Source organism: Pseudomonas sp. KBN12P06040 (assembly GCF_037574965.1).
Lineage (GTDB): Bacteria > Pseudomonadota > Gammaproteobacteria > Pseudomonadales > Pseudomonadaceae > Pseudomonas > Pseudomonas aeruginosa.
Genome location: NZ_JBBELS010000001.1, coordinates 4,842,702 through 4,868,362, shown reverse-complemented (window position 1 = coordinate 4,868,362; position 25,661 = coordinate 4,842,702). Strand labels below are relative to the sequence as shown.

Genomic DNA, 25,661 nt, shown 5'->3' with positions numbered 1-25,661 from the left:
GTGCTTGACAGCGAGTTTGAACGCTGTAGAATACGCCTCCCGCTGATCGGAAGATGGTTTGAAGGTCGGCGCAAGCGGTTGAGTAGAAAAGAAAATTTTCGAAAATAACGCTTGACGGAAAGAGAGGTTGCTGTAGAATGCGCGGCCTCGGTTGAGACGAAAGCCTTGACCAACTGCTCTTTAACAAGTCGAATCAAGCAATTCGTGTGGGTGCTTGTGATGTAAGACTGGTGATCGCAAGATTATCAGCAACGCAAGTAACACTCGTGAATTCGAGAGTTTTATCTCTTTTTAAGAGAATGCGATTGCTGAGCCAAGTTTAGGGTTTTCTCAAAACCCAAGCAGTATTGAACTGAAGAGTTTGATCATGGCTCAGATTGAACGCTGGCGGCAGGCCTAACACATGCAAGTCGAGCGGATGAAGGGAGCTTGCTCCTGGATTCAGCGGCGGACGGGTGAGTAATGCCTAGGAATCTGCCTGGTAGTGGGGGATAACGTCCGGAAACGGGCGCTAATACCGCATACGTCCTGAGGGAGAAAGTGGGGGATCTTCGGACCTCACGCTATCAGATGAGCCTAGGTCGGATTAGCTAGTTGGTGGGGTAAAGGCCTACCAAGGCGACGATCCGTAACTGGTCTGAGAGGATGATCAGTCACACTGGAACTGAGACACGGTCCAGACTCCTACGGGAGGCAGCAGTGGGGAATATTGGACAATGGGCGAAAGCCTGATCCAGCCATGCCGCGTGTGTGAAGAAGGTCTTCGGATTGTAAAGCACTTTAAGTTGGGAGGAAGGGCAGTAAGTTAATACCTTGCTGTTTTGACGTTACCAACAGAATAAGCACCGGCTAACTTCGTGCCAGCAGCCGCGGTAATACGAAGGGTGCAAGCGTTAATCGGAATTACTGGGCGTAAAGCGCGCGTAGGTGGTTCAGCAAGTTGGATGTGAAATCCCCGGGCTCAACCTGGGAACTGCATCCAAAACTACTGAGCTAGAGTACGGTAGAGGGTGGTGGAATTTCCTGTGTAGCGGTGAAATGCGTAGATATAGGAAGGAACACCAGTGGCGAAGGCGACCACCTGGACTGATACTGACACTGAGGTGCGAAAGCGTGGGGAGCAAACAGGATTAGATACCCTGGTAGTCCACGCCGTAAACGATGTCGACTAGCCGTTGGGATCCTTGAGATCTTAGTGGCGCAGCTAACGCGATAAGTCGACCGCCTGGGGAGTACGGCCGCAAGGTTAAAACTCAAATGAATTGACGGGGGCCCGCACAAGCGGTGGAGCATGTGGTTTAATTCGAAGCAACGCGAAGAACCTTACCTGGCCTTGACATGCTGAGAACTTTCCAGAGATGGATTGGTGCCTTCGGGAACTCAGACACAGGTGCTGCATGGCTGTCGTCAGCTCGTGTCGTGAGATGTTGGGTTAAGTCCCGTAACGAGCGCAACCCTTGTCCTTAGTTACCAGCACCTCGGGTGGGCACTCTAAGGAGACTGCCGGTGACAAACCGGAGGAAGGTGGGGATGACGTCAAGTCATCATGGCCCTTACGGCCAGGGCTACACACGTGCTACAATGGTCGGTACAAAGGGTTGCCAAGCCGCGAGGTGGAGCTAATCCCATAAAACCGATCGTAGTCCGGATCGCAGTCTGCAACTCGACTGCGTGAAGTCGGAATCGCTAGTAATCGTGAATCAGAATGTCACGGTGAATACGTTCCCGGGCCTTGTACACACCGCCCGTCACACCATGGGAGTGGGTTGCTCCAGAAGTAGCTAGTCTAACCGCAAGGGGGACGGTTACCACGGAGTGATTCATGACTGGGGTGAAGTCGTAACAAGGTAGCCGTAGGGGAACCTGCGGCTGGATCACCTCCTTAATCGAAGATCTCAGCTTCTTCATAAGCTCCCACACGAATTGCTTGATTCACTGGTTAGACGATTGGGTCTGTAGCTCAGTTGGTTAGAGCGCACCCCTGATAAGGGTGAGGTCGGCAGTTCGAATCTGCCCAGACCCACCAATTGTTGGTGTGCTGCGTGATCCGATACGGGGCCATAGCTCAGCTGGGAGAGCGCCTGCTTTGCACGCAGGAGGTCAGGAGTTCGATCCTCCTTGGCTCCACCATCTAAAACAATCGTCGAAAGCTCAGAAATGAATGTTCGTGAATGAACATTGATTTCTGGTCTTTGCACCAGAACTGTTCTTTAAAAATTCGGGTATGTGATAGAAGTAAGACTGAATGATCTCTTTCACTGGTGATCATTCAAGTCAAGGTAAAATTTGCGAGTTCAAGCGCGAATTTTCGGCGAATGTCGTCTTCACAGTATAACCAGATTGCTTGGGGTTATATGGTCAAGTGAAGAAGCGCATACGGTGGATGCCTTGGCAGTCAGAGGCGATGAAAGACGTGGTAGCCTGCGAAAAGCTTCGGGGAGTCGGCAAACAGACTTTGATCCGGAGATCTCTGAATGGGGGAACCCACCTAGGATAACCTAGGTATCTTGTACTGAATCCATAGGTGCAAGAGGCGAACCAGGGGAACTGAAACATCTAAGTACCCTGAGGAAAAGAAATCAACCGAGATTCCCTTAGTAGTGGCGAGCGAACGGGGATTAGCCCTTAAGCTTCATTGATTTTAGCGGAACGCTCTGGAAAGTGCGGCCATAGTGGGTGATAGCCCCGTACGCGAAAGGATCTTTGAAGTGAAATCGAGTAGGACGGAGCACGAGAAACTTTGTCTGAACATGGGGGGACCATCCTCCAAGGCTAAATACTACTGACTGACCGATAGTGAACCAGTACCGTGAGGGAAAGGCGAAAAGAACCCCGGAGAGGGGAGTGAAATAGAACCTGAAACCGTATGCGTACAAGCAGTGGGAGCCTACTTGTTAGGTGACTGCGTACCTTTTGTATAATGGGTCAGCGACTTATATTCAGTGGCAAGCTTAACCGTATAGGGTAGGCGTAGCGAAAGCGAGTCTTAATAGGGCGTTTAGTCGCTGGGTATAGACCCGAAACCGGGCGATCTATCCATGAGCAGGTTGAAGGTTAGGTAACACTGACTGGAGGACCGAACCCACTCCCGTTGAAAAGGTAGGGGATGACTTGTGGATCGGAGTGAAAGGCTAATCAAGCTCGGAGATAGCTGGTTCTCCTCGAAAGCTATTTAGGTAGCGCCTCATGTATCACTCTGGGGGGTAGAGCACTGTTTCGGCTAGGGGGTCATCCCGACTTACCAAACCGATGCAAACTCCGAATACCCAGAAGTGCCGAGCATGGGAGACACACGGCGGGTGCTAACGTCCGTCGTGAAAAGGGAAACAACCCAGACCGCCAGCTAAGGTCCCAAAGTTGTGGTTAAGTGGTAAACGATGTGGGAAGGCTTAGACAGCTAGGAGGTTGGCTTAGAAGCAGCCACCCTTTAAAGAAAGCGTAATAGCTCACTAGTCGAGTCGGCCTGCGCGGAAGATGTAACGGGGCTCAAACCACACACCGAAGCTGCGGGTGTCACGTAAGTGACGCGGTAGAGGAGCGTTCTGTAAGCCTGTGAAGGTGAGTTGAGAAGCTTGCTGGAGGTATCAGAAGTGCGAATGCTGACATGAGTAACGACAATGGGTGTGAAAAACACCCACGCCGAAAGACCAAGGGTTCCTGCGCAACGTTAATCGACGCAGGGTTAGTCGGTTCCTAAGGCGAGGCTGAAAAGCGTAGTCGATGGGAAACAGGTTAATATTCCTGTACTTCTGGTTACTGCGATGGAGGGACGGAGAAGGCTAGGCCAGCTTGGCGTTGGTTGTCCAAGTTTAAGGTGGTAGGCTGAAATCTTAGGTAAATCCGGGGTTTCAAGGCCGAGAGCTGATGACGAGTCGTCTTTTAGATGACGAAGTGGTTGATGCCATGCTTCCAAGAAAAGCTTCTAAGCTTCAGGTAACCAGGAACCGTACCCCAAACCGACACAGGTGGTCGGGTAGAGAATACCAAGGCGCTTGAGAGAACTCGGGTGAAGGAACTAGGCAAAATGGCACCGTAACTTCGGGAGAAGGTGCGCCGGCTAGGGTGAAGGATTTACTCCGTAAGCTCTGGCTGGTCGAAGATACCAGGCCGCTGCGACTGTTTATTAAAAACACAGCACTCTGCAAACACGAAAGTGGACGTATAGGGTGTGACGCCTGCCCGGTGCCGGAAGGTTAATTGATGGGGTTAGCGCAAGCGAAGCTCTTGATCGAAGCCCCGGTAAACGGCGGCCGTAACTATAACGGTCCTAAGGTAGCGAAATTCCTTGTCGGGTAAGTTCCGACCTGCACGAATGGCGTAACGATGGCGGCGCTGTCTCCACCCGAGACTCAGTGAAATTGAAATCGCTGTGAAGATGCAGTGTATCCGCGGCTAGACGGAAAGACCCCGTGAACCTTTACTGTAGCTTTGCACTGGACTTTGAGCCTGCTTGTGTAGGATAGGTGGGAGGCTTTGAAGCGTGGACGCCAGTTCGCGTGGAGCCATCCTTGAAATACCACCCTGGCATGCTTGAGGTTCTAACTCTGGTCCGTGATCCGGATCGAGGACAGTGTATGGTGGGCAGTTTGACTGGGGCGGTCTCCTCCTAAAGAGTAACGGAGGAGTACGAAGGTGCGCTCAGACCGGTCGGAAATCGGTCGCAGAGTATAAAGGCAAAAGCGCGCTTGACTGCGAGACAGACACGTCGAGCAGGTACGAAAGTAGGTCTTAGTGATCCGGTGGTTCTGTATGGAAGGGCCATCGCTCAACGGATAAAAGGTACTCCGGGGATAACAGGCTGATACCGCCCAAGAGTTCATATCGACGGCGGTGTTTGGCACCTCGATGTCGGCTCATCACATCCTGGGGCTGAAGCCGGTCCCAAGGGTATGGCTGTTCGCCATTTAAAGTGGTACGCGAGCTGGGTTTAGAACGTCGTGAGACAGTTCGGTCCCTATCTGCCGTGGACGTTTGAGATTTGAGAGGGGCTGCTCCTAGTACGAGAGGACCGGAGTGGACGAACCTCTGGTGTTCCGGTTGTCACGCCAGTGGCATTGCCGGGTAGCTATGTTCGGAAAAGATAACCGCTGAAAGCATCTAAGCGGGAAACTTGCCTCAAGATGAGATCTCACTGGGAACTTGATTCCCCTGAAGGGCCGTCGAAGACTACGACGTTGATAGGCTGGGTGTGTAAGCGTTGTGAGGCGTTGAGCTAACCAGTACTAATTGCCCGTGAGGCTTGACCATATAACACCCAAACAATCTGACGATTGTGTGTTGTAAGGTGAAGTCGACGAACCGAAAGTTCGCATGAACCGCAAAACACCTTGAAATCACATACCTGAATCCGGATAGACGTAAGCCCAAGCGAACGGATATCCAACCGAATTGCTTGACGATCATAGAGCGTTGGAACCACCTGATCCCTTCCCGAACTCAGAAGTGAAACGACGCATCGCCGATGGTAGTGTGGGGTCTCCCCATGTGAGAGTAGGTCATCGTCAAGCTCCTATCCCAAAACCCCTGGTCAGTGATGACCGGGGGTTTTGCTTTTGCGCGCGGAAAAAGGCGTGCTTCCTGTTCACCTTGCCGAACCCCTCCTGGCATGTCCTCTTTCGCGTCTAGCGTAGCGAGAGTCCGGGCGGATCCGCATGGCGCTGGCGCTCTTGCGTTCGCCGTACCGATCCCGATCCGCGAGTTAGAGCCTCGCTTCGAGGAGAAAGACAAAAGATGGCTTCCGATGAAGGGAATCGCTTGATTTACTGTATGAATAAACAGTATCTTGAGCGCTCCCCCCTTCGTGGCCATCCCTGTTGGCCATCCCAAGGCAGCTCGTCTCTCGAGCTGCCTTTTTCTTTGTCTCAATGGAAATCCCGGCTGCGGACGTCCAGGCCGGTGAGTAGAGGGGTCAGGTCATGCAGGCGCCCGGCGATGACGTGGCGCACCTCGCCGGAGGACTCCAGGATGCCCTCCACCTGTAGCAGCCGGGACTCGAGGAATGGCCGCCTCTGCCGTTCGGCAAGGTCGTGTCGGACCACCACGTTGACCATGCCGAACTCGTCTTCCAGGGTGATGAAGGTGATGCCGCTGGCGGTCTGTGGGCGCTGCCGGCCGACCACCAGGCCGGCGACCCGTATCGGTCGTCCATGTCCCAGTTTCGCCAGTTCGCGGGAGTCGCGGCAGCGGCGGGCCTTGAGCTGTCCACGCAAGAGTTTCAGCGGATGCGGGCCGAGGGTGGTGCCGAGGAGAGCGTAATCGCTCAGCAGTTCCTCGCCGCGCGAAGGCAGTGGCAGGCTGACCGTGCTCTCTTCGATGACGGTCCCTTCGGCGAACAGCGGCAATTGCGGCTCGACGCTGGCGACGGCCCAGCGCGCCTTGTGCCGGTGTCCGGCGAGACCGCGCAGGGCGCCGGCATCGGCCAGCAACTCCAGGGCCCGGGCGTCGAGCCTGGCGCGTCGGCCGAGATCGTGCACGTCGAGGAACGGCTGGGCCTCCCGGACCTGCTCGATACGCCTGGCATCCTCCTCGCGAAAGCCTCGGATCATCCGCAGGCCAAGGCGTATGGCCGGTTGCGCCTGGCCAAACGACTCCAGGCTGCAATCCCAACCGCTGTGGCGGACATCCACCGGGCGTGTCTGCAGGGCGTGACGGCGGGCGTCCTGGAGCAACTGGTCGGGGCTGTAGAAGCCCATCGGCCAACTGTTGATCAAGGCGCAGGCGAAGGCCGCCGGCTCGTGACGTTTCAACCAACTGCTGGCGTAGGTGAGCAGGGCGAAGCTGGCGGCGTGGGATTCAGGGAAACCGTAGCTGCCGAAGCCTTTGATCTGCTCGAAGATGCGCGCTGCGAAGTCGGCCTCGTAGCCGTTGGCGAGCATGCCTCGGGTCAGCCGCTCGCGGTGGTGTTCCAGGCCGCCATGACGCTTCCAGGCGGCCATCGAACGACGCAGTTCGTCCGCCTCGCCCGGCGTGTAGTCGGCGGCGACGATCGCCAGTTCCATGACCTGTTCCTGGAACAACGGGACGCCCAGGGTACGTTCGAAGACCTTCTCCAGTTCGGCTGACGGATAGGCCACCGGCTCTTCTCCGTTTCGCCGGCGCAGGTAAGGATGCACCATGTCGCCCTGGATCGGCCCTGGGCGGACGATGGCGACCTGGATCACCAGGTCGTAGAACTTCTGCGGGCGCAGGCGTGGCAGCATGGCCATCTGGGCGCGCGACTCGATCTGGAACACGCCGATGGTATCGGCGCGGCTGATCATTTCGTAGGTAGCCGGGTCTTCGCTCGGGATACTGGCGATGCTCAACCGCTTGCCGCCGCGCAGCGCGTGGATCAGGTCGAAGCTGCGGCGCAGGGCGCTGAGCATGCCCAGGGCGAGGACGTCGACCTTGAGCAGGCCGACCGCGTCGAGATCGTCCTTGTCCCACTGGATCACCGTGCGTTCGGCCATGCTCGCATTCTCCACCGGGACCAGGGTGTCCAATGGCTGCTCGGAGATGACGAAGCCGCCGGGGTGCTGCGAGAGGTGGCGCGGAAAACCGATCAACTCGCCGGTCAGGGCCAGCACCCGGCGCAGGATCGGACTCTGCGGATCGAAGCCGGCCTCTTCCAGGCGTTCGGCGCTGGGGGCCTGGTCGCTCCAGCGGCCGCAGCAGTTGGCCAGGACGTCGACCTGCTCGGGCGGCAGACCCAGGGCCTTGGCTACGTCGCGCACCGCGCCGGCGCCGTGGTAGGTGCTGACCACCGCGGTCAGCGCCGCGCGCTGGCGTCCGTAGCGTGTGAAAACGTACTGGATGACCTCCTCGCGGCGCTCGTGTTCGAAATCCACGTCGATGTCCGGTGGTTCGTTGCGCTCGCGGGAAAGGAAGCGCTCGAACAGCAGGTTGGTCCGGTCCGGGTCCAACTCAGTGATGCCGAGGGCGAAGCACACTGCTGAATTGGCCGCCGAGCCGCGGCCCTGGCAAAGGATTTCCCGGCCCCGGGCGAAGGCGACGATGTCCTGCACGGTGAGGAAATAGCTTTCATAGCCCAGTTCGGCGATCAGCTCGAGTTCTCTCTCGATCTGCTTGCGGACCTTGGCGCTCGCGCCGTTCGGCCAGCGCCTGGCGATGCCCTGTTCGGTGAGATGGCGGAGCCATGACGCCGGGTCGTGTCCGGCCGGTACCAATTCGCGTGGATACTGGTATTTCAGCTGTTCCAGATCGAACCGGCAGCGTTCGGCGATCTTCAGGGTTTCCGCCAGCAGGGCTTGCGGGTAGATCCCCAGCAGGGCCTCCAGGGTACGCAGGTGGCGTTCCCCGTTGGGGAAGAGATAGGCGCCGGCCTCGCTGACCGGCAGATGGTTGCGGATCGCTGTCATGCAGTCCTGCAGGGCTCGCCTGCCGCGGGCGTGCATGTGGACGTCGCCGCAGGCCACGGGCGGTAGCCGGAGATGCGAGGCGAGCGCGAGCAGTTTGTCCAGGCGGGCATCGTCATCGGCGCCGCGATGCAACTCGACGCCCAGCCAAAGGCGCTGGGGGAAGCGTTCGCGGAGCCAGGCAGCCTGCTCGTCCTCATGGTCGTTCGGCAACCAGATCGCCAACAGGCCGGCGAGCGGCTGTTGCAGGTCTTCGCGCAGCAGCCGGTAGTGGCCCTTGTCGGCTTGTCGCCGGCCGCGGGTGATGAGGCGACAGAGGTTCTGGTAGCCCTCCAGGTCCTCCGCCAGGAGGACCAGCTTGGGCCCCTGTTCGAGGCGGATTTCGCTGCCGACGATCAGTTGTACCTGATGCTCCCGCGCCGCCTGCCAGGCCCGCACGATACCGGCCAGGCTGCATTCGTCGGTGATCGCCAGGGCCCGATAGCCCAGGCGCGCTGCACGGGCGAAGAGTTCCGCGGCGCTGGAGGCGCCGCGCTGGAAACTGAAGTTGGACAGGCAATGCAGTTCGGCGTAGGCGCTCATGCGAACCAGCCATGCAGCCACAGCGGCCCTTCGCTGCCGACCTCGCGATAGACCCAGGCACGTTGTCCGCTGCGGGTTTCCACCAGATAATAGTCGCGGCGGATGTCTTCGCCATCCCACCAGCCCGACTCGATCCGCTCCGGGCCGGCCAGCACGGTGGGCAAGGCCTCGCCGAGGGGGCGTGGCTCCGCCAGCAGCCAGCCGGGGCGGAGGCCGCAGGCTGCCGGCGATTGCGCCCTGTCGCAGCTGTGCGGCCGCCAGCTTCGCTCCGGACGGTGTTCGGCGACGGCGCTCAGGCCCTGTACCGCCTCGTCGCCCAGCCGCGCGCGCAGGCGTTCCCGCAACTGTTCCCAGCCGAGATACTGCTGTGGGCGCTCGTCGAACAGTTCGCGGTGCTGCGGCGTGAAAGGAGGCAGCTCGCGGGCCTCCAGGCGCACGGCATGCACGGGGGCGGGCAGTTGCAGCTGTTCGAGACGGCCGCGGGTCAGTTCGAAGAGCATGGCCGCCTCGCGTTCGGCGCTGAGCAGGCCGACCGTGACCTGGCTGTCGGCGCGCCCGTGATGCTCCAGATGCAGGGTGAAGCGCTGCACGCCGCTGTCGCGTCCGGCGAGAAAGGCGGCGAGATCGGCGCTCAGCCGTCGCAGGGGGAAGAGCAGGGCCTGGTGCGATTCCACGTCGAAATTGAGTTCGATGCGCAGGTCGAAGGTGTCCGGCGGCCGGTAGTGCTCCAGCGCCAGCGGGCTGCGGCCGCAGAGGCGGTCGATGTGCAACAGCAGTTCGGCCGGGAAGCGACGGGCCAGGGCGGCGCGCGGCAACTCGAGGACCTGGCGCAGATGGCGCAGTCCCATGCGTCCGAGGGCGACGGCCAGCTCCCGCGAGAGTCCCAGGCGGTCCAGCGGAAGGGCGGACAACTGGCGTTGCAGCGCTGTCTCGTCCTCGATGGCCAGGCCGTCGTGGCTGTTCGCCAGGACCCTCGCCGCCACCGGGTTCGGCGCCAGGCACAGGCGATGGCGGAAGCCCAGCGCCGTGAGTTCCTTGCGCAAGCGGGCCTCGAAGCGTGGCCAGGGGCCGAACAGGGCAAGGCTGGACTGCACTTCCAGCAGCAGCGCGCGCGGATAGTGCAGGCTGACCTGCGAGCTGAAACCGTAGGCCCAGGCGGCGAGGAAGGCCTGCCAGCGCTCCACGGCGGCGAGGTCGTATTCCGCCGTGGCGAAGTCCCGGCTCAGGGCCTGGGCGGCGATCAGCGATTGACCGGGCTTCAGGCCGAGCGCGCGTGCCGCAGGGTTGACCGCCTGCAACTGCCGGCGCTGCGCTGGGCCGCCGAGCAGCGCCAGCGGTGCGTCGGGATTGCTCCGTTGACGCAGCGCGCTGTCCATGGCCAGTTGCGGCAGGAGAATGCAAGCCCAGAGCATGGCCGCCTCATTGCCAGGCGCTGGCTGGCAGGGTGGTCGCCGGCGCGAGGCCGCCCCGGCACTTGAGGATGCGCAGGCGTGGGGGGCGGGTTTCGATGCACAGGCGTAGCGCTGCCGGCGAAGGGTTGACCGCTTCGCGCAGGGGACGATAGGCGAAACCCAGGGCCTGGCCGCTTTCGGCGGCGACCTGGAGGCGGCGCAGGGCGCGGTCGTCGGCCTGCTGCGGCCAGCACAGCACAGCGGCGCAACTGCCCGAGCGCAGGCACTGTTCGGCAGCCCACAAGGCGTCGCGTCCGCTGGCCTGCAAGAGGACCAGGTGGCGCAGGTCGACCGCGGCGGCCAGCCAGGCCTGCGGATAGGGTACGTAGGGTGCGCCGACCAGTACGACGCGACGTTGCGCCTGGGTCAGGCGAGCGAGGGTCGGCATCAGTAGTTGCAGTTCGCCGACACCGTCGCGGGCATGGAGGATTTCGCTCAGGGCATGCTCCGGCCAACCGCCGCCGGGCAGCAGTGCGTCCAGGCGCGCATGCCCGGTGGGCAGGGAAGCGCCGGCCGGCACGGCGGACTGGCCTTTCCAGATCCTACGTGCGTCGAGCAGCGCACTCAGCGCTATGCCATTGCCTCGTCCGGCGACGGCTGCGGGTGGGGTGATGTCGGCTACGGATGAAAGGGAGGCCAAGGAAATAACCCGAATACTGTATGTAAATACAGTATTTGCTGTAGTCCTTTTCTGGTCAATGGCAGTCGGTCGGCATCCTTTCATGTGACATTGAGATTCAATAACGAATATAATTGAGAATCGTTATTGATCCTGGGCATGCTATGTCGGCCCAGTGCGTTCCGTCCCTCGAAAGGAATTCCCCTATGGATACCCTGGCCCCTGAATCCACTCGGCAAAACCTGCGTTCGCAACGCCTCAACCTGCTGACCAACGAGCCGCACCAGCGCCTGGAGAGCCTGGTGAAGAGCAAGGAACCCTTCGCCAGCCGGGACAATTTCGCCCGCTTCGTCGCCGCCCAGTACCTCTTCCAGCATGACCTGGAGCTGCTTTATCGCAACGAAGCGCTGGCCCGCCTGTTCCCCGGCCTGGCTTCCCGCGCCCGCGACGACGCCGCTCGTGCAGACCTGGCGGACCTCGGCCATCCGGTGCCGGAGGGCGACCAGAGCGTGCGCGAGGCCGACCTGAGCCTGGCCGAGGCACTGGGCTGGCTGTTCGTTTCCGAAGGTTCGAAGCTGGGCGCTGCGTTCCTGTTCAAGAAAGCCGCCGCGCTCGAACTCGACGAGAACTTCGGCGCCCGCCATCTGGCCGAGCCGGAAGGCGGCCGCGCGCAAGGCTGGAAGAGCTTCGTGGCGATCCTCGACGGCATCGAGCTGAACGAGGAAGAAGAGCGCCTGGCCGCCAAGGGCGCCAGCGATGCCTTCAATCGTTTCGGCGACCTGCTGGAGCGTACCTTCGCCTGAGGGGCGTTCCTTGTCCTTTGATCGGCGGCCAACCTCGCCGACGACGATTGCCCCGGCCTGGTTGCCGGGGTTTTCTGTCTTGCGCCGCCGGCCAGGAGCGCGGACCTGCGGAGGTCCTTAGCGAGGCGGCCGCTGCGCTTCCACTGAGTTGCCGAACGAGGTGCCCAGGCGAATGCGCGTCGCCGATTGGTTGTACAGGCCGAGCTGGTTTGGCGGACGCCGGACGATGGCGGCGGAATCCAGCTCCTGTTCGCGGCGGGCCCTGGCCGCGCTGTCAGGATCGGCCATCTGCTGGCTCAGGCATTCATAGGACAAAGCCTGGTAGCCGTTGACCTCGGTGTTGATGCAGTTCGCCGGCGGCGTCGGCTCGTCGGCCAGGGTGGCGTTCATGGCCAGGCCCAGGATCAGGGCCGGCAGAACCTGCGATGAACGGTGCATGGCGATTCTCCCGCGCTGGGATGGTGGTTTCCCGCTTATACGGCAATCGGTGAAAACATGTCACCGCAGGTACCGTCACACCACAGTCACACAGTGCCATCAGGATGTCCCTCCTGGGTGATGGCCATCTGGCCTGAACCGGGTAGTTCGGACTGGAATCCGTTGATGTCGATCCTCGGGGTGGCAAGGTCGTGCGCAGTGTCGTTGCTCGGTCTCGGCATGCTGCTGCCGGCGTCCGGCGCCGTGCCGGGCGATGGCGGCAGGCCGCCGTTGCGCCTGGCGGTGCACGCGTTCGATATTCCTCCGCAGAGCCTGGCATCGGCGCTGGTGACCTACAGCGGGGTGACGGGAATGGCGGTTCTGGTGGATGGCGAGCTGGCCCGTGGACGGCGCTCGGCCCGCTTGCAGGGGCGCTTCACCGCCAGCGACGCCCTGACCCGACTGCTCGGCGGAACCGGCCTGATGGCGCGCTACACCAGCCAGGAAGCGTTCACCCTGCTGCCGGCGCAGGCCGTCAGGAATGCTGCGCCGCTGCCGGCAGAGATGCCGAAGGTCGAGCAGCCGCTGGATCGGCGCTACGCGGGAGCGGTCCAGGCGGCGCTGGAAGAACAGTTGTGCCGCTCGCCGCGCACTCGTCCGGGTACCTATCGCGCGGTGCTGCAACTCTGGATCGGTCGCTTCGGCGAGGTTCGCCACAGTCGCCTGCTCGGCTCGACCGGCGACCCGCAGCGGGACAGCGCCCTGGTGGAAAGCCTGCGCGGCGTGCGGGTGATGCAGGCGACGCCCGCTACGCTGGCCCAGCCGCTGACCATCCTGTTGCTGCCGAAGACGACGGGCAAGGCCATGGAATGCAAGCTGACGGAGGGAGTGGGAGGGTCATGAGCGATTCGCGGCAAAGCGCGATGGTGAAGCTGTTCCTCGCCTCCTACGACGACTTCAAGGCGCGCCTGAAACGGCGCCTGGGCTCCGAGGACCTGGCGTGCGACGTGCTGCACGAAACCTACCTGAGAGTCGACCGGCTGGATGATGCCCTGGAGGTCAAGAAGCCTCAGGCCTACCTGTTCCGTATTGCCCTGAACATTGCCGCCGACCGCCGCGAGGGCGACGCCCGCCTGCTCACCGGGGAGGAGGTGGCGGAGCTGTTGCAGGTGGCCGACGAAGGCCTCGACCCGGAGCGCATCGTCGGCGGTCACGCCGAGATCCGTCGCCTGCTGGAGGCGCTCTGCGAACTGCCGGCGCGGCGTCGGCAGATTCTCATCGCCTCGCGCCTGGAAGAGACGCCGCATGCGGAAATCTCCCGTCGCTTCGGCATTTCCACCCGCACCGTGGAGAAGGAACTCAAGGCCGCCCTGTGGTTCTGCGCGGAGCGCCTGGAAAGAAAAGTCATCCAGAGGTTCGGTCCCGGGGCCGGAAAACCGTCATAAGCATAAGCAGGTGGAAAACCGCCGCCATATCCATCCCATGAGCCATTCCGGTGTCCGTACAGCACAGTCATGACAGCCTCAGACTCCGCCACCGATGAAACCGGCGACCTTCGCCACGAAGCGCACGCCTGGGTGATCAGCCTGACCTCCGGACGCGTCACCCAGGGCGACGCGCGGGCCTTCCGCCAGTGGTGTGCGCGCAGCCCGCAACACCTGCGAGCGTTCGTCGAGGCGCGCGATCTCTGGCAGGCACTCGGCAGTGCCGCCGCTCTGCCGCTGGAGTCGCCGGCCGTGGCGCAGATCGCGCCGAGGCGTTTCGGTCGTCGCTGGTTCGTCGGCGGTGCGCTGGCCGCCTCGGTGGCGTTGTTCGTCTTGCGCCCGTCGCTGCTCGACCATGGCCTGGGCGGCGCCGACTACGTCACGGCGGTCGGCGAGCAGCGCCAGGTGCAGGTGAGCGGCGAGACGCGGATCGAGATGAACACCCGCACCCGCCTGAACGTGCGGCGCAATCAAGAGCAGCAGGAAACCATCGAACTGCTCGGCGGCGAGGCCGAGATCATCGCCAGCCACCCGCCGCAGAGCAGCCTGCGGGTGATGGCCGGGAGCGCCTGGCTGAGCGCCAGCCGGGCCCGCTTCAATGTGCGCAGCAGCGGTGACGTTTGCGTGGTGACTTGCCTGGAGGGCAGCGTGCGGCTCGAACACCTCGGTCAGCGCCTGGACCTCCAGGCCGGCCAGCAGCTGACCTTCGACGAGCGACGCAACGGTCCGCCGGTGCCTTTCGACGTTGCCGAGGTGATGGCCTGGCGCGAGCGCATGCTGGTGTTCAACGACGTACCGTTGGCCACGGTGATCGACGAAATCAACCGCTACCGTCCCGGCATGCTCCTGCTGCTGGACAAGGCCCTTGGCCGACGCCGGGTCCAGGCCCGTTTCAGCCTCGATCAACTGGCCGACGTGGCGACCCTGATCCGCGATGCCTATGGCATCGAGGTCACCCGCCTGCCGGGCGGGGTGGTGCTGCTCGGCTGAGCCACCGCTTCATTGCAGGGCCACCACCCGTCGATAGCGCTCCACGCCGTTGCGGGTGACCCGCGCCAGGCTGATCTCCAGTCCGCTGGCGCGGACTTTGCTGCGTGCCGGCAGGCGCGTCCAGCCCTTTCCCGGCACCCAGGCACGGATCTCGAACCGACTCACGTCGTCCAGCACAGCCACCCGCTCCGCCAGCGGCGGCAACGGCAGGCGGTCGCCGCTGGGCGAGGCGGCGCGGTAGAGGATCTTGCCCTGTCGCCACCAGCGCACGCGCTGCAGCGGCGCGCCTGGCTCGGTACTGGCGCGGACGATGTCCAGGCGCAATGGGATCTCGCTCAGGCGCTTCAGTGCGAGTCCGGGCGGCAGGCTGTCGCCGGCCCGGATCGGCTCGTCGCCGCTGGGCAGGCCGGTCTCCTCCCGGATGGCGCTGTGCAGGGCGATGTCGCGCTCCAGCTGGTTCAGCGCGCGCAGTAGCGCGGCGCCCTGCTCGGTGCTGTCCTCCAGGTGCGCGCTGGCCCGGGCGATGCTGTCCAGGCCGCGCCAGGCCATCAGGCTGACGATGGCCATGAGCATGATCGCGACCATCACCTCGATCAGGGTGAAGCCGGCTTGCCGGCGCCGCGTCGTCGCGCGTTCAGTGTACCCGGACATGGCCGTTCGCCTCGCGCAGCACGGTGACGCTGTGTTGGCCGTCGGAGAGCGTTATCCGCAACGGCGCGCCGATCCATTCGACGTCCAGCAACACCGGCCGCGGCGGGCGCACGCTGACCCGCAGCGGCGCGGCCTGCCAGTCGCGCGCGCGCAATTCGGTGTCGGCGGCGAAGGCGTCGGTCTTGCCGCGATAGGCCTGCGGGCTGAAGCGATAGCCCTTGGCGCTGGGCTGCCAGAGGATCGGCGTACCGCGTACCCGTGCTTCGCCCTGGGCTATTTCCAGCAACCGCGCCAGGCGCGCGGCATCCTGGCGCAGCAGACCCGTCGGGTCGGGGCGGGCGCTCAGGCTGATGGCCGCCGTGGCGATGCCGACGATTACCAGCACCACCATCAGTTCGATCAGGGTGAAACCGCCTTGCCGGGGTCGCCTCACCGGATGCCGCTCCGCGAAGAGAGAGGTTTCCAGAGTGCCCGACGAAGATGATCGGCGTGTGAAACATAACGGAGAGAATTCCGCGCTAGGCTGGTGCCGGGGCGCCGTTCGTGGCGCCCGTCGCCCATACGCCAGGAGAGCCCCGCCATGCCGGCCATGCCCCGTATCGATCCGCCCCGCCTGGTCCAGTTCGCCGCCGTGCTGGCGATCCTCGCCGGCCTGCTGTTCTGGGGCTATCTGTTGCTGGCGCCGATTCCCGGCGTGGTCCAGGCCGAGGTCGCCGCCGTTCCGCCGCCCAGCGGCGAGGACGCCGCTCAACGCTGGTTCGCGGCGCCTTCCGGTGAGGTCGAGGTGCAACTGGCGGGATTGATCAGCGGTGGTCCCGCGGCGATCGCCATCCTCTCGGTGAACGGCGCACCGGCCCAGGCCTATCGCGAGGGCGAGGTCCTGGCACGTGCGGCGAAGGTGCGGCGGATCGAGGCCGACGCGGTGCTCATCGAGCAGAACGGCGAGGTTCGCCGGGTGCCCATGCAGCGGCTCGCCGAACCGCCGCCGCTGGCTACCCTCAAGCGCGGTTGAGATCACCGGGAGCGGCTCAGCAGGGTGTTCAGGCGCGCCAGCGGCACCGCCTGTTCGCGCTGCGTGCGCACACGGATTTCCACCCACAGTAGCGCGGGGTCGTCGGTGGCCTCGACGCGTTGTTCGCAGTACAACCGCAGGCGGCCCTGGGAGCATTCGAAATCGCTGTTTCCCGGAGCCGCGCCGACGCCCAGGCGTAGCTCGGCGAGCCGGCTCTCCGCTGCCAGCAGGGCCAGCGACTTGTCGCGCAACAGACCATTGCCGTCGGTCATCAGGCCCACCGCGCGGATCGCCGCGGCCAGGGCGATGGCGACGATGGCCAGCGCGACCAGCACTTCGATCAGGGTGAAACCGCGGGAAGACAGGCGCGTGGACATCGCGGAAAGGTCGGCGAAAGGGGACTTCCAGGCTAGCCGGGAAATCTGACCGATCCCTGACAAAAGCTCGGGAGGGCGCTCCCGCGAGCCATCCCCGGCGCCTGCCGGAAAGCCCGGCTCCAGGGCCTTGCGGGCGCCTCCGGAAGAGCGGCGCACCCGAGGATTTTCAATATCGTTGACATATCTTCCTGAAACAATCCGCGGCGAATCGAACCATGCCGAGGAGTGTCGAGATGGATGTCGTGCAGTTCAGCTCCAGCCCGAAAGGACATCGGGGACAGCGGGGCTTCACCCTGATCGAGATCATGGTGGTGGTGGTGATCCTCGGCATCCTCGCCGCGATGGTGGTGCCCAAGGTGCTCGACCGTCCCGACCAGGCCCGTGCCACCGCGGCGCGCCAGGACATCTCCGGGCTGATGCAGGCGCTCAAGCTCTACCGCCTCGACCAGGGCCGCTATCCGAGCCAGGCGCAGGGCTTGAAGGTGCTCGCGGAGCGTCCTGCCGATGCCTCGGCGAGCAACTGGCGCTCGTACCTGGAGCGCCTGCCCAACGACCCCTGGGGCAAGCCCTACCAGTACCTGAATCCCGGCGTGAACGGCGAGATCGACGTGTTCTCCCTCGGCGCCGACGGGCAGCCGGGCGGCGAGGGCATCAACGCCGACATCGGCTCCTGGCAGCTCTGAGCGCGCCATGAACGGTCATCGCCAGCGCGGCATGGCGATCATCAGCGCGCTGCTGATCGTCACCGTGGTTGCGGTCATAGCCGCCGGCCTGATCGCCCGCCAGAGCGCATTCATCCGCGCCCTGGAAAGCGAGCAGCTACGCATCCAGGCCGGCTGGATGCTGCGCGGCGGCCTGGAATGGAGCCGCCAGTTGCTGCTCGAGGACAGCCGCCGCGACCCGCTGACCCGCCTCGACCAGCGCTGGGCGCAACCGATGCGTGGCTTGCGTCTGAGCAGCGCCGAATTGCCGTTCAACGGCCAACTGGAAGACGAGCAGGGCAAGTTCAACCTGCGCAACCTGTTGGTCGACCAGCGCCCCGATCTCCAGGAGCGAGCGAACTTCGAACGCCTCGCCGGTCTGCTCGGCGTGCGCCCGAAGGAGACGCGGCTGATCGTCGAGCGGGTACTCGATTCCTATGCACGGCTGCCCGCCGAAGCGCCGCCGGCCGAGACGCAACCCGCAGGCTTCGACAGCGGCCGCGAGACTTCGCCGGGCGCCGTGTTGCGTGCGCTTCCGGCGCGCATGCCGGCGCTCAGGCGTCTCGACGACCTGGCGCGGCTGGGCATTCCGCCGGCGACCCTGGAGCGCCTGCGGCCCTACGTCACCATCCTGCCCGAAACCACCTGGATCAACGGCAACACCGCGCGCGCCGAAGTGCTCGCCGCCTGTGTCCCCGGCCTCGGGCTGGACCAGGCGCGGCGGGTGCTCGGCGAGCGCGACCGGGGCCGCTGGTTCCTCAATCGCGGCGACTTCGTCAACCGCCTGAACATGCCGCAATTGCAGGCGCAGTCGGTGAAGGTCGGGATCACCAGCGACTGGTTCCTGCTCACCGCCTATGCTCGGCGCGACCGGCAAGAGGTGCGCCTGCAAGCCCTGGTGCAGCGCAAGGCCGGTGAAAGCACGGCGGTCAACTGGATGAGGGTGGGCTCATGAAGGCCGCCTGGCGTTGCCTGCTGCCGCCGCTGAACGAGTTCGCCGAGGCGGCGCCGCTGCATTGTTTGCGCCTGGATGCGCGCGGCGCGGTGCAGGAACGAATCGAGGTCTCGCTCGCGGAACTGGCGCGGCGGCGCCAGGGATTGCCGGTGGCGCTGTTCCTGCATCCGCGCGATTGCCGCCTGGTCAGTCTCGAACTGCCGGCGCTGCCTGCGGCGAAGCTCGCCGCCGCGGTGAACTGCGCGGCCGAGGCGCTGGTCCTCGGCGATCCGGCGCAGCTACGCCTGGCCCACGGCCCGCGCGGTGCCGACGGGCGCCTGACCTTGGGGTGGCTGGAGGCGTCGGCGCTGGCCTCGCTGGAGCAGGCCGTGCAGCGGCTGCGGCTCGACGTGCGGGAGGTGCAGGCCGCGCCGTTCCTCCTGCCGTTGCGCGATGACGCTTGGGTGGCCGGCGAGTGGGACGGCCATCTGCTGTTGCGCCGCTCGCTGAGCGACGCTGTGGTCCATCCCTTGCCGGAGCAGGGCCTCGCTGAGGTCCCGCAGGAGTTGCGGCTGTTCTGGCTGGGCGAGCGTCCGGCGTGGCGCTCCGCAGCCCTGGAGCGGGCCGAGATGCTGGACGAAGCGCTGCGCTGGAGCGGGCCCGCCAGTCCGTGGGGATTGGCGCTGAAAGCGCCGGCGACGAGCGCCGGCAACGGCACCTGGAAGATGCCCCTGTTCTGCGCTGCCCTGGCCTTGCTGGTGTGGGTCGCCGGTCTGAACCTGTACGCCGGGCAACTGGCCGGGCAGGGCCAGTCCTTGCAACGGCAGAGCAGTCAACGCGTGCAGCAGGCCTTCCCGGAACTGCCGGTGGTGCTCGATCCGTTGCGCCAGGCTCGCGAGCGACGCGACGCCTATCTGGCCGGCAAGGCCGATGGCGATGCCGTACCGGGGCTGGCCGCGCTGCTGCATGGCGCCGGCGAGGCGATGCCGTTCCTCGCCGGACGCCTGCAACGACTGGACTACCACGCCGGCGAACTGGACCTGGAGCTGCTGCCGGGACCGCCAGGCGGCGATGCCGCTGCCTGGCAGGGCGAGTTGGGCAAGCACGGGTTGCAGGCCGATGCCTCCGACAAGGGCTGGCAGGTGCGCGCCATGGAAGCGCCGCCAGCGCCGGCCGCTGGCGCGGCAGACAGTGGCACTGCCGAGGCGGCTGCCGATGAAGATGAATAAGCGCCTGGCGGGCCTGCTGAATACCCCGGCGCAGCGCTGGAGTCCCCTGCTGCTGCGGCTGCAGGCCTACTGGCGGCAACTGGCGCCGCGCGAGCGCAAGATTCTCGCCGGCGGTGGCCTGGCGCTATGCCTGGCGCTGACCTGGCAAGTGTTCATCGATCCGCCGCTGGCGCGGATCGAGCATTGGCAAGCCGAGCTGCCGCGCCTGCGTGCGCAGGCCGCGGCGGTGGACGGCGTGTTGCGCGAGGTCGAGGCGTTGCGCGGTCCGACCCTGAGCGGTACGGCGGACGCCGAGGCGATCCGTCGCAGCCTGCGCGATCAGGGACTCGACGGTTTCCAACTGGACGCCCCGCAACCGGGCCAATGGCAACTGGACTTCGCCAGCGTGTCCGGCGAGGCCTTGCTGCGCTGGCTGGCGCGCAGTCCGGCGGCGTTGCGCCTGAGCGTCAGCGAGGCGCAGGTGACGCGTCTTGACGCTCCTTCCGAGGAGCGCTCTGGCTCTTCGAGCGAGCCGTCCGGCGGGCTGGTGTCCGCCTCGATCCATTTGCAGTCGACTTCCGCTCCCAAGGATTCCCCATGAGGCAATCAGCTTTCCACCATGCCCGGCGTCGTTGGCCTGTACTGGGCGTGGCGCTGGGCGCGCTGCTGGTCGCGGCGTGTAGCGAGACGCCGAAGGTCCCCGGCGTGCCCCCGGCCGACGAGGAAGTCGGCCGGCCGCTGAGCAGTGTCCGCTCCGGTGCGCCGTTGCGCAGCGCCGACGTCCGCGAGCGGCCCCAGGCCGAGCAGGCCCGCCGCGCGCTGAGTGCCGGGCGCGGCGTAGCGCGCTCCGGTGCCGTGGCTCCGGTCTCAGCGGCAGCGGCCGAACTCGGCGAGCAGCCGGTCAGCCTGAATTTCGTCGATACCGAGGTGGAAGCGGTGGTGCGCGCGCTGTCGCGCGCCACCGGCCGGCAGTTCCTGGTCGACCCGCGGGTGAAGGGCAAGCTGACCCTGGTTTCCGAAGGCCAGGTACCGGCGCGCACCGCCTACCGCATGCTCACCAGCGCCCTGCGCATGCAGGGCTTCAGCGTGGTCGACGTCGACGGGGTCAGCCAGGTGGTGCCGGAGGCCGACGCCAAGCTGCTCGGCGGGCCGGTCTACGGCGCCGACCGGCCGGCGGCCAACGGCATGGTCACGCGGACCTTCCGCCTGCGCTACGAGAACGCGGTGAACCTGATCCCGGTGCTGCGCCCGATCGTCGCGCAGAACAACCCGATCAATGCCTATCCGGGGAACAACACCGTGGTGGTCACCGACTACGCGGAAAACCTCGACCGGGTCGCCGGGATCATCGCCAGCATCGACATCCCCAGCGCCAGCGACATCGACGTGGTGCCGATCCAGAACGGTATCGCGGTGGACATCGCCAGCACCGTCTCCGAACTGCTCGACAGCCAGGGCAGCGGCGGCGCCGAGCAGGGCCAGAAGACCGTGGTGCTCGCCGACCCACGCTCCAACAGCATCGTGATCCGCTCGCCGAGCCCCGAGCGCACACAATTGGCGCGCGACCTGATCGGCAAGCTGGACAGCGTGCAAAGCAATCCCGGCAACCTCCATGTGGTCTACTTGCGCAACGCCCAGGCGACCCGCCTGGCCCAGGCCCTGCGCGGGCTGATCACCGGCGACAGCGGCGGCGAGGGCAACGAGGGCGACCAGCAGCGCGCGCGCCTGAGCGGCGGCGGCATGCTCGGTGGCGGCAACAGCGGTACTGGTAGCCAGGGCCTGGGGAGCAGCGGCAATACCACGGGCAGCGGTTCCAGCGGGTTGGGCGGCAGCAACCGCAGCGGCGGCGCCTATGGTGCGATGGGCAGCGGCCAGGGCGGCGCCGGACCCGGTGCGATGGGCGAGGAGAACTCGGCGTTCTCCGCCGGCGGGGTCACCGTACAGGCCGACGCCACCACCAACACCCTGCTGATTTCCGCACCCGAGCCGTTGTACCGCAACCTCCGCGAAGTCATCGACCTGCTCGACCAGCGCCGCGCCCAGGTGGTGATCGAAAGCCTGATCGTCGAGGTCAGCGAAGACGACTCCAGCGAGTTCGGCATCCAGTGGCAGGCCGGCAACCTCGGCGGCAACGGCGTGTTCGGCGGGGTCAACTTCGGCCAGTCGGCGCTGAACACGGCCGGCAAGAACACCATCGACGTGTTGCCCAAGGGGCTCAACATCGGCCTGGTGGATGGCACCGTGGACATCCCCGGGATCGGCAAGATCCTCGACCTCAAGGTGCTCGCCCGGGCGCTGAAGAGCCGCGGCGGCACCAACGTCCTGTCGACCCCGAACCTGCTGACCCTGGACAACGAGTCGGCGAGCATCATGGTCGGCCAGACCATACCCTTCGTCAGCGGCCAGTACGTCACCGACGGCGGCGGTACCAGCAACAACCCGTTCCAGACCATCCAGCGCGAGGACGTCGGCCTGAAGCTGAACATCCGTCCGCAGATCTCCGAGGGAGGAACGGTCAAGCTCGACGTCTACCAGGAGGTCAGCAGCGTCGACGAGCGCGCCAGCACCGCCGCCGGGGTGGTCACCAACAAGCGCGCGATCGATACCAGCATCCTCCTCGACGACGGCCAGATCATGGTCCTCGGCGGCCTGTTGCAGGACAACGTGCAGGACAACACCGACGGCGTTCCCGGACTCTCCAGCCTCCCCGGCGTCGGCTCGCTGTTCCGCTACCAGAAGCGCTCGCGGACCAAGACCAACCTGATGGTCTTCCTGCGTCCCTACATCGTCCGCGACGCCGCCGCCGGGCGCAGCATCACCCTCAACCGCTACGACTTCATCCGCCGCGCCCAGCAGCGCGTGCAGCCGCGCCACGACTGGAGCGTCGGCGACATGCAGGCTCCGGTGCTGCCGCCGGCGCAGCAGGGCATCCCGCAGGCCGCCTACGACTTGCGCCCGAGTCCGCGGCCGCTGCGCGCGGTACCGCTGGGCGAGGCGGCGCCGCTATGAGCCTGCTGCCCTACGCCTGGGCCAAGGCGCAGCGCGCCTTGCTGCGGCCGGGCGAGCATGGCGCGACCCTGCTGGTCAGCCCGCGCACGCCCGGCTGGGCGATCAGCGAGGTGCGCCAGCGGCATGCGCTGGCCAGCCTGGAGAGCGTCCGCGACGACGAACTCGACACCCTGCTGGCCAGCGCCTACTCCGATACCGGCAGCGCCGCGGCGGTGGTCGGCGCGGCGGAGAGCGAGGTCGACCTCGACCGCCTGATGGACGATATCCCCGAGGTCACTGACCTGCTCGACACCCAGGATGGCGCGCCAGTGATCCGCATGATCAACGCGCTGCTGACCCAGGCGGCGCGCGATGAGGCCAGCGACATCCACATCGAGCCCTTCGAGACCCATTCGGTGGTGCGCTACCGCGTCGACGGCGCCCTGCGCGACGTGGTTGCGCCGCGCAAGGCGCTGCACGCGGCGCTGGTGTCGCGGATCAAGATCATGGCGCAGCTGGATATCGCCGAGAAACGCCTGCCCCAGGATGGCCGCATCGCCTTGCGGGTAGCCGGGCGGCCGATCGACATTCGCGTCTCCACCGTGCCCACCGGCCACGGCGAACGGGTGGTGATGCGCCTGCTCGACAAGCAGGCCGGACGCCTGAGGCTGGAGACTCTGGGCATGGCCCCGGGCGTGCTGGCGCCGCTGGACAACCTGATCCGCCAGCCGCACGGCATCGTGCTGGTCACCGGGCCCACCGGCAGCGGCAAGACCACCACCCTCTACGCCGCCCTGGCGCGGCTCGACGCCAGCACCAGCAACATCCTCACCGTCGAGGACCCGGTGGAGTACGACCTGCCGGGGATCAGCCAGATCCAGGTCAACGCGCGCATCGACATGACCTTCGCCGTAGCCCTGCGGGCGATCCTCCGGCAGGACCCGGACATCATCATGATCGGCGAGATCCGCGACCTGGAAACCGCGCAGATCGCCGTGCAGGCCTCGCTCACCGGGCACCTGGTGCTGGCCACGCTGCACACCAACGACGCGGTGTCGGCGGTGACCCGGCTGGTGGACATGGGTGTCGAGCCGTTCCTGCTCGCCTCGTCGATGCTTGGCGTACTCGCCCAGCGCCTGGTGCGGCGCCTGTGCACGCATTGCCGGGTCGAAGAGGACGGCGGCTGGCGCGCGGTTGGCTGCCCTGCCTGCAACCAGACCGGTTACAGCGGGCGCACCGGCATCCACGAGCTGTTCGTGATCGACGACGAGATCCGCCGCCTGGTCCACCAGGGCCGCGCCGAGCAGGATCTCCGCGAAGCCGCCCGCGCCGCCGGCATGCGCAGCATGCGCGAGGACGGCGAGCGCTGGATCGCCAGCGGCTCCACCACCCTGGAGGAAATCCTCCGCGTGACCCGGGACGCCTGATGCAGACCTTCCGCTACGAAGCCGCCGACGCCCAGGGCCGGATCGAGACCGGCACCCTGGAGGCGGACAGCCAGCGTGGCGCCCTCGGCCAACTGCGCGCCCGCGGCCTGACTCCGCTGGAGGTCCGCGAGCAGGCCGGCGGCGGGGCCGGGCAAGGGGCGGGCGCGCTGTTCGCCCCGCGCCTGTCCGACGGCGACCTGGCCTGGGCCACCCGCCAGCTGGCCAGCCTGCTGGCCGCCAGCCTGCCGCTGGAGGCGGCGCTGAGCGCCACCCTCGACCAGGCCGAGCGCAAGCACATCGCCCAGACCCTGAGCGCCGTGCGCAGCGACGTGCGCGGCGGCATGCGCCTGGCCGACGCCCTTGCCGCACGGCCGCGGGACTTCCCGGAAATCTACCGGGCGCTGGTGGCGGCGGGCGAGGAGTCCGGCGACCTGGCCCAGGTGATGGAGCGCCTGGCCGACTACATCGAGGAACGCAACGCCCTGCGCGGCAAGATCCTCACCGCGTTCATCTACCCGGCGGTGGTCGGCGTGGTCTCCATCGGCATCGTCATCTTCCTCCTCGGCTACGTGGTGCCGCAGGTGGTCAGCGCCTTCTCCCAGGCGCGCCAGGATCTGCCGGCGCTGACCCGGGCGATGCTCCAGGCCAGCGACTTCGTGCGCGCCTGGGGCTGGCTCTGCGCCGGCGCCATCGGTGGCGCTTACTGGGGCTGGCGCTTGTACCTGCGCGACCCGCAGGCGCGGCTCGGCTGGCACCGGCGAGTGCTGCGCCTGCCTCTGCTCGGACGCTTCGTGCTCGGGGTGAATACCGCGCGCTTCGCCTCCACCCTGGCGATCCTCGGCAGCGCTGGCGTACCGCTGCTGCGCGCGCTCGATGCGGCGCGCCAGACGCTGGCCAACGACTGCCTCGCGCAGGCGGTGGAGGAGGCCACCGCGCAGGTTCGCGAAGGTGTCTCGCTGGCCTCGGCGCTGCGCACGCGGCAGGTATTCCCGCCGATCCTCACCCACCTGATCGCCAGCGGCGAGAAGACCGGTGCGCTGCCGCCGATGCTCGACCGCGCGGCGCAGACCCTGTCGCGCGACATCGAGCGCCGCGCCATGGGCATGACCGCGTTGCTCGAGCCGCTGATGATCGTGGTCATGGGCGGGGTGGTGCTGACCATCGTGATGGCGGTGCTGATGCCGATCATCGAGATGAACCAACTGGTCCAGTAGTCCGTGCCTGAACAAGCCCTTCCCGTGCTGGGCGATTAACCGCTCGCGGCTATCCGCCGTGGGGATGGGGCGTCTCAGCAGTCTTCCGAAGAGAGGTATCGGCGGATAACGCCGCTGGCGTAATCCGCCCTACGGGAGGGGCCTGTGCAAGCAGGCCTTCCTCTCGCTGTCATCAACCCGTGTGGCCTCTCGCCAGGGCTCGGGTGCATGTTTCAGCGAGGTTGCCCCGAGGGCGCGCCATGGCCGTCGCGGGCCGGCCGCCGGGAGGCGCTCGCGGAACCTCGCAGGTCCCGCGAAAAGGCCCGGCGCAGAGCCTGCGAACACCCGAGGAAAGGCTGCGAAAACAATTCGATGCTCCCGAGATTTTTTCCCCGATCTGTCACCGGAACTTGCGAGTTTTATCCCCAGCGGCCCCTTCGACCGGCTAGGGATGCAAAGCCCGGCAAGCA

General features: G+C 65.3%; 19 protein-coding genes, 2 tRNA genes and 3 rRNA genes. 17 read left to right on the top strand and 7 right to left on the bottom strand.

The annotated features are described in order from the left end of the window. Positions 1 to 349: 349 nt before the first annotated feature. The 5 genes from VQ067_RS22910 to rrf all read left to right on the top strand — a co-directional run bounded on the left by VQ067_RS22910 (position 350) and on the right by rrf (position 5,507). A 16S ribosomal RNA gene (locus tag VQ067_RS22910) occupies positions 350 to 1,885 on the top strand. A gap of 64 nt (positions 1,886 to 1,949) precedes the next feature. Further along, positions 1,950 to 2,026: transfer RNA gene (locus tag VQ067_RS22905), tRNA-Ile, on the top strand. A gap of 28 nt (positions 2,027 to 2,054) precedes the next feature. Beyond that, positions 2,055 to 2,130: transfer RNA gene (locus VQ067_RS22900), tRNA-Ala, on the top strand. A 226-nt stretch (positions 2,131 to 2,356) separates the two neighbouring features. After that, positions 2,357 to 5,247: ribosomal RNA gene (locus tag VQ067_RS22895) — 23S ribosomal RNA — on the top strand. Positions 5,248 to 5,391: 144 nt separating this feature from the next. Next, positions 5,392 to 5,507: ribosomal RNA gene (gene rrf, locus VQ067_RS22890) — 5S ribosomal RNA — on the top strand. The 16S, 23S and 5S rRNA genes sit together here with 2 tRNA genes alongside, the layout of an rRNA operon. Before the next feature lie 354 nt (positions 5,508 to 5,861). Here the strand turns inward: rrf and dnaE2 are convergent. From dnaE2 to imuA, 3 genes are read right to left on the bottom strand one after another with little or no spacing between them, the layout of a single operon-like run. Then, entirely contained in the window at positions 5,862 to 8,957 is a 3,096-nt protein-coding gene (gene dnaE2 / locus VQ067_RS22885) for an error-prone DNA polymerase (RefSeq protein WP_074241364.1), read from the bottom strand. Next, positions 8,933 to 10,348, bottom strand: coding sequence for a Y-family DNA polymerase (locus tag VQ067_RS22880; protein WP_003116540.1), 1,416 nt, complete (start codon positions 10,346 to 10,348; stop codon positions 8,933 to 8,935). The genes dnaE2 and VQ067_RS22880 overlap by 25 nt, the downstream gene beginning before the upstream one ends. Before the next feature lie 7 nt (positions 10,349 to 10,355). Beyond that, a complete protein-coding gene (gene imuA, locus VQ067_RS22875; protein ID WP_031628000.1) occupies positions 10,356 to 10,961 on the bottom strand; it encodes a translesion DNA synthesis-associated protein ImuA in 606 nt (201 codons plus the stop codon). 251 nt (positions 10,962 to 11,212) lie between these two features. Here imuA and pigA point away from each other — a divergent pair, with 251 nt between their 5' ends. Continuing rightward, on the top strand, positions 11,213 to 11,809 hold the full coding sequence (gene pigA, locus VQ067_RS22870) for a biliverdin-producing heme oxygenase PigA (protein ID WP_004364213.1): 597 nt from the start codon (positions 11,213 to 11,215) through the stop codon (positions 11,807 to 11,809). A gap of 117 nt (positions 11,810 to 11,926) precedes the next feature. On the opposite strand, the gene VQ067_RS22865 is transcribed toward pigA, so the two are convergent. After that, on the bottom strand, positions 11,927 to 12,247 hold the full coding sequence (locus VQ067_RS22865; protein ID WP_003116538.1) for a hypothetical protein: 321 nt from the start codon (positions 12,245 to 12,247) through the stop codon (positions 11,927 to 11,929). A 165-nt stretch (positions 12,248 to 12,412) separates the two neighbouring features. Between VQ067_RS22865 and vreA the strand changes: the two genes are divergently transcribed. The 3 genes from vreA to vreR all read left to right on the top strand — a co-directional run bounded on the left by vreA (position 12,413) and on the right by vreR (position 14,700). Continuing rightward, the gene (gene vreA / locus VQ067_RS22860; RefSeq protein ID WP_003120815.1) at positions 12,413 to 13,129 is read left to right on the top strand and encodes a TonB-dependent outer membrane receptor VreA; all 717 of its coding nucleotides are present in this window, start codon (positions 12,413 to 12,415) and stop codon (positions 13,127 to 13,129) included. Then, positions 13,126 to 13,671: an RNA polymerase sigma factor VreI gene (gene vreI, locus VQ067_RS22855; RefSeq protein ID WP_003085329.1), complete on the top strand. Its 546-nt coding sequence runs from the start codon at positions 13,126 to 13,128 to the stop codon at positions 13,669 to 13,671. Before vreA ends, vreI begins: the two co-directional genes overlap by 4 nt. Before the next feature lie 69 nt (positions 13,672 to 13,740). After that, on the top strand, positions 13,741 to 14,700 hold the full coding sequence (gene vreR / locus VQ067_RS22850; RefSeq protein WP_015503482.1) for an anti-sigma factor VreR: 960 nt from the start codon (positions 13,741 to 13,743) through the stop codon (positions 14,698 to 14,700). Positions 14,701 to 14,709: 9 nt separating this feature from the next. Here vreR and VQ067_RS22845 read toward each other — a convergent pair whose 3' ends face one another. Further along, the gene (locus VQ067_RS22845; protein WP_033990867.1) at positions 14,710 to 15,351 is read right to left on the bottom strand and encodes a PulJ/GspJ family protein; all 642 of its coding nucleotides are present in this window, start codon (positions 15,349 to 15,351) and stop codon (positions 14,710 to 14,712) included. Beyond that, entirely contained in the window at positions 15,335 to 15,784 is a 450-nt protein-coding gene (gene gspH, locus VQ067_RS22840) for a type II secretion system minor pseudopilin GspH (protein WP_003085343.1), read from the bottom strand. Before gspH ends, VQ067_RS22845 begins: the two co-directional genes overlap by 17 nt. 147 nt (positions 15,785 to 15,931) lie before the next feature. On the opposite strand from gspH, the gene VQ067_RS22835 reads away from it, so the two are divergent. Further along, positions 15,932 to 16,363, top strand: coding sequence for a type II secretion system protein N (locus VQ067_RS22835; protein WP_003141149.1), 432 nt, complete (start codon positions 15,932 to 15,934; stop codon positions 16,361 to 16,363). A 2-nt stretch (positions 16,364 to 16,365) separates the two neighbouring features. On the opposite strand, the gene gspI is transcribed toward VQ067_RS22835, so the two are convergent. Continuing rightward, complete coding sequence (gspI, locus tag VQ067_RS22830; protein WP_003085347.1) at positions 16,366 to 16,740, bottom strand: type II secretion system minor pseudopilin GspI; 375 nt, start codon at positions 16,738 to 16,740, stop codon at positions 16,366 to 16,368. Between the two features lie 233 nt (positions 16,741 to 16,973). On the opposite strand from gspI, the gene gspG reads away from it, so the two are divergent. From gspG to gspF, 7 genes are read left to right on the top strand one after another with little or no spacing between them, the layout of a single operon-like run. Beyond that, the gene (gene gspG / locus VQ067_RS22825) at positions 16,974 to 17,423 is read left to right on the top strand and encodes a type II secretion system major pseudopilin GspG (RefSeq protein ID WP_003085349.1); all 450 of its coding nucleotides are present in this window, start codon (positions 16,974 to 16,976) and stop codon (positions 17,421 to 17,423) included. A gap of 7 nt (positions 17,424 to 17,430) precedes the next feature. Then, the gene (gspK, locus tag VQ067_RS22820) at positions 17,431 to 18,396 is read left to right on the top strand and encodes a type II secretion system minor pseudopilin GspK (protein WP_003106847.1); all 966 of its coding nucleotides are present in this window, start codon (positions 17,431 to 17,433) and stop codon (positions 18,394 to 18,396) included. Next, the gene (gspL, locus tag VQ067_RS22815) at positions 18,393 to 19,604 is read left to right on the top strand and encodes a type II secretion system protein GspL (RefSeq protein ID WP_023093653.1); all 1,212 of its coding nucleotides are present in this window, start codon (positions 18,393 to 18,395) and stop codon (positions 19,602 to 19,604) included. Before gspK ends, gspL begins: the two co-directional genes overlap by 4 nt. Further along, positions 19,591 to 20,184, top strand: a complete 594-nt coding sequence (locus tag VQ067_RS22810) for a type II secretion system protein M (RefSeq protein ID WP_009315211.1) — start codon at positions 19,591 to 19,593, stop codon at positions 20,182 to 20,184. Before gspL ends, VQ067_RS22810 begins: the two co-directional genes overlap by 14 nt. Then, positions 20,181 to 22,592 carry a type II secretion system secretin GspD gene (gene gspD, locus VQ067_RS22805; protein WP_033990866.1) on the top strand — a complete coding sequence of 804 codons (2,412 nt, stop codon included), beginning with the start codon at positions 20,181 to 20,183 and terminating at the stop codon, positions 22,590 to 22,592. Before VQ067_RS22810 ends, gspD begins: the two co-directional genes overlap by 4 nt. Then, the gene (gene gspE, locus VQ067_RS22800; RefSeq protein WP_003120811.1) at positions 22,589 to 23,998 is read left to right on the top strand and encodes a type II secretion system ATPase GspE; all 1,410 of its coding nucleotides are present in this window, start codon (positions 22,589 to 22,591) and stop codon (positions 23,996 to 23,998) included. The genes gspD and gspE overlap by 4 nt, the downstream gene beginning before the upstream one ends. Continuing rightward, positions 23,998 to 25,212, top strand: coding sequence for a type II secretion system inner membrane protein GspF (gene gspF, locus VQ067_RS22795; protein ID WP_022579875.1), 1,215 nt, complete (start codon positions 23,998 to 24,000; stop codon positions 25,210 to 25,212). Before gspE ends, gspF begins: the two co-directional genes overlap by 1 nt. The last annotated feature ends 449 nt before the right edge of the window (positions 25,213 to 25,661 follow it).

Excerpts from the sequence above, each read along its gene's own strand:
- gspI (WP_003085347.1), bottom strand. The coding sequence starts at position 16,740 with ATGTCCACGCGCCTGTCTTCCCGCGGTTTCACCCTGATCGAAGTGCTG.
- vreI (WP_003085329.1), top strand. The coding sequence starts at position 13,126 with ATGAGCGATTCGCGGCAAAGCGCGATGGTGAAGCTGTTCCTCGCCTCC.
- gspF (WP_022579875.1), top strand. The coding sequence starts at position 23,998 with ATGCAGACCTTCCGCTACGAAGCCGCCGACGCCCAGGGCCGGATCGAG.
- gspD (WP_033990866.1), top strand. The coding sequence starts at position 20,181 with ATGAGGCAATCAGCTTTCCACCATGCCCGGCGTCGTTGGCCTGTACTG.
- vreR (WP_015503482.1), top strand. The coding sequence starts at position 13,741 with ATGACAGCCTCAGACTCCGCCACCGATGAAACCGGCGACCTTCGCCAC.
- pigA (WP_004364213.1), top strand. The coding sequence starts at position 11,213 with ATGGATACCCTGGCCCCTGAATCCACTCGGCAAAACCTGCGTTCGCAA.
- VQ067_RS22835 (WP_003141149.1), top strand. The coding sequence starts at position 15,932 with ATGCCGGCCATGCCCCGTATCGATCCGCCCCGCCTGGTCCAGTTCGCC.
- VQ067_RS22845 (WP_033990867.1), bottom strand. The coding sequence starts at position 15,351 with ATGTCCGGGTACACTGAACGCGCGACGACGCGGCGCCGGCAAGCCGGC.
- gspG (WP_003085349.1), top strand. The coding sequence starts at position 16,974 with ATGGATGTCGTGCAGTTCAGCTCCAGCCCGAAAGGACATCGGGGACAG.
- VQ067_RS22810 (WP_009315211.1), top strand. The coding sequence starts at position 19,591 with ATGAAGATGAATAAGCGCCTGGCGGGCCTGCTGAATACCCCGGCGCAG.
- gspK (WP_003106847.1), top strand. The coding sequence starts at position 17,431 with ATGAACGGTCATCGCCAGCGCGGCATGGCGATCATCAGCGCGCTGCTG.
- vreA (WP_003120815.1), top strand. The coding sequence starts at position 12,413 with ATGTCGATCCTCGGGGTGGCAAGGTCGTGCGCAGTGTCGTTGCTCGGT.
- gspL (WP_023093653.1), top strand. The coding sequence starts at position 18,393 with ATGAAGGCCGCCTGGCGTTGCCTGCTGCCGCCGCTGAACGAGTTCGCC.
- VQ067_RS22880 (WP_003116540.1), bottom strand. The coding sequence starts at position 10,348 with ATGCTCTGGGCTTGCATTCTCCTGCCGCAACTGGCCATGGACAGCGCG.
- VQ067_RS22865 (WP_003116538.1), bottom strand. The coding sequence starts at position 12,247 with ATGCACCGTTCATCGCAGGTTCTGCCGGCCCTGATCCTGGGCCTGGCC.
- gspE (WP_003120811.1), top strand. The coding sequence starts at position 22,589 with ATGAGCCTGCTGCCCTACGCCTGGGCCAAGGCGCAGCGCGCCTTGCTG.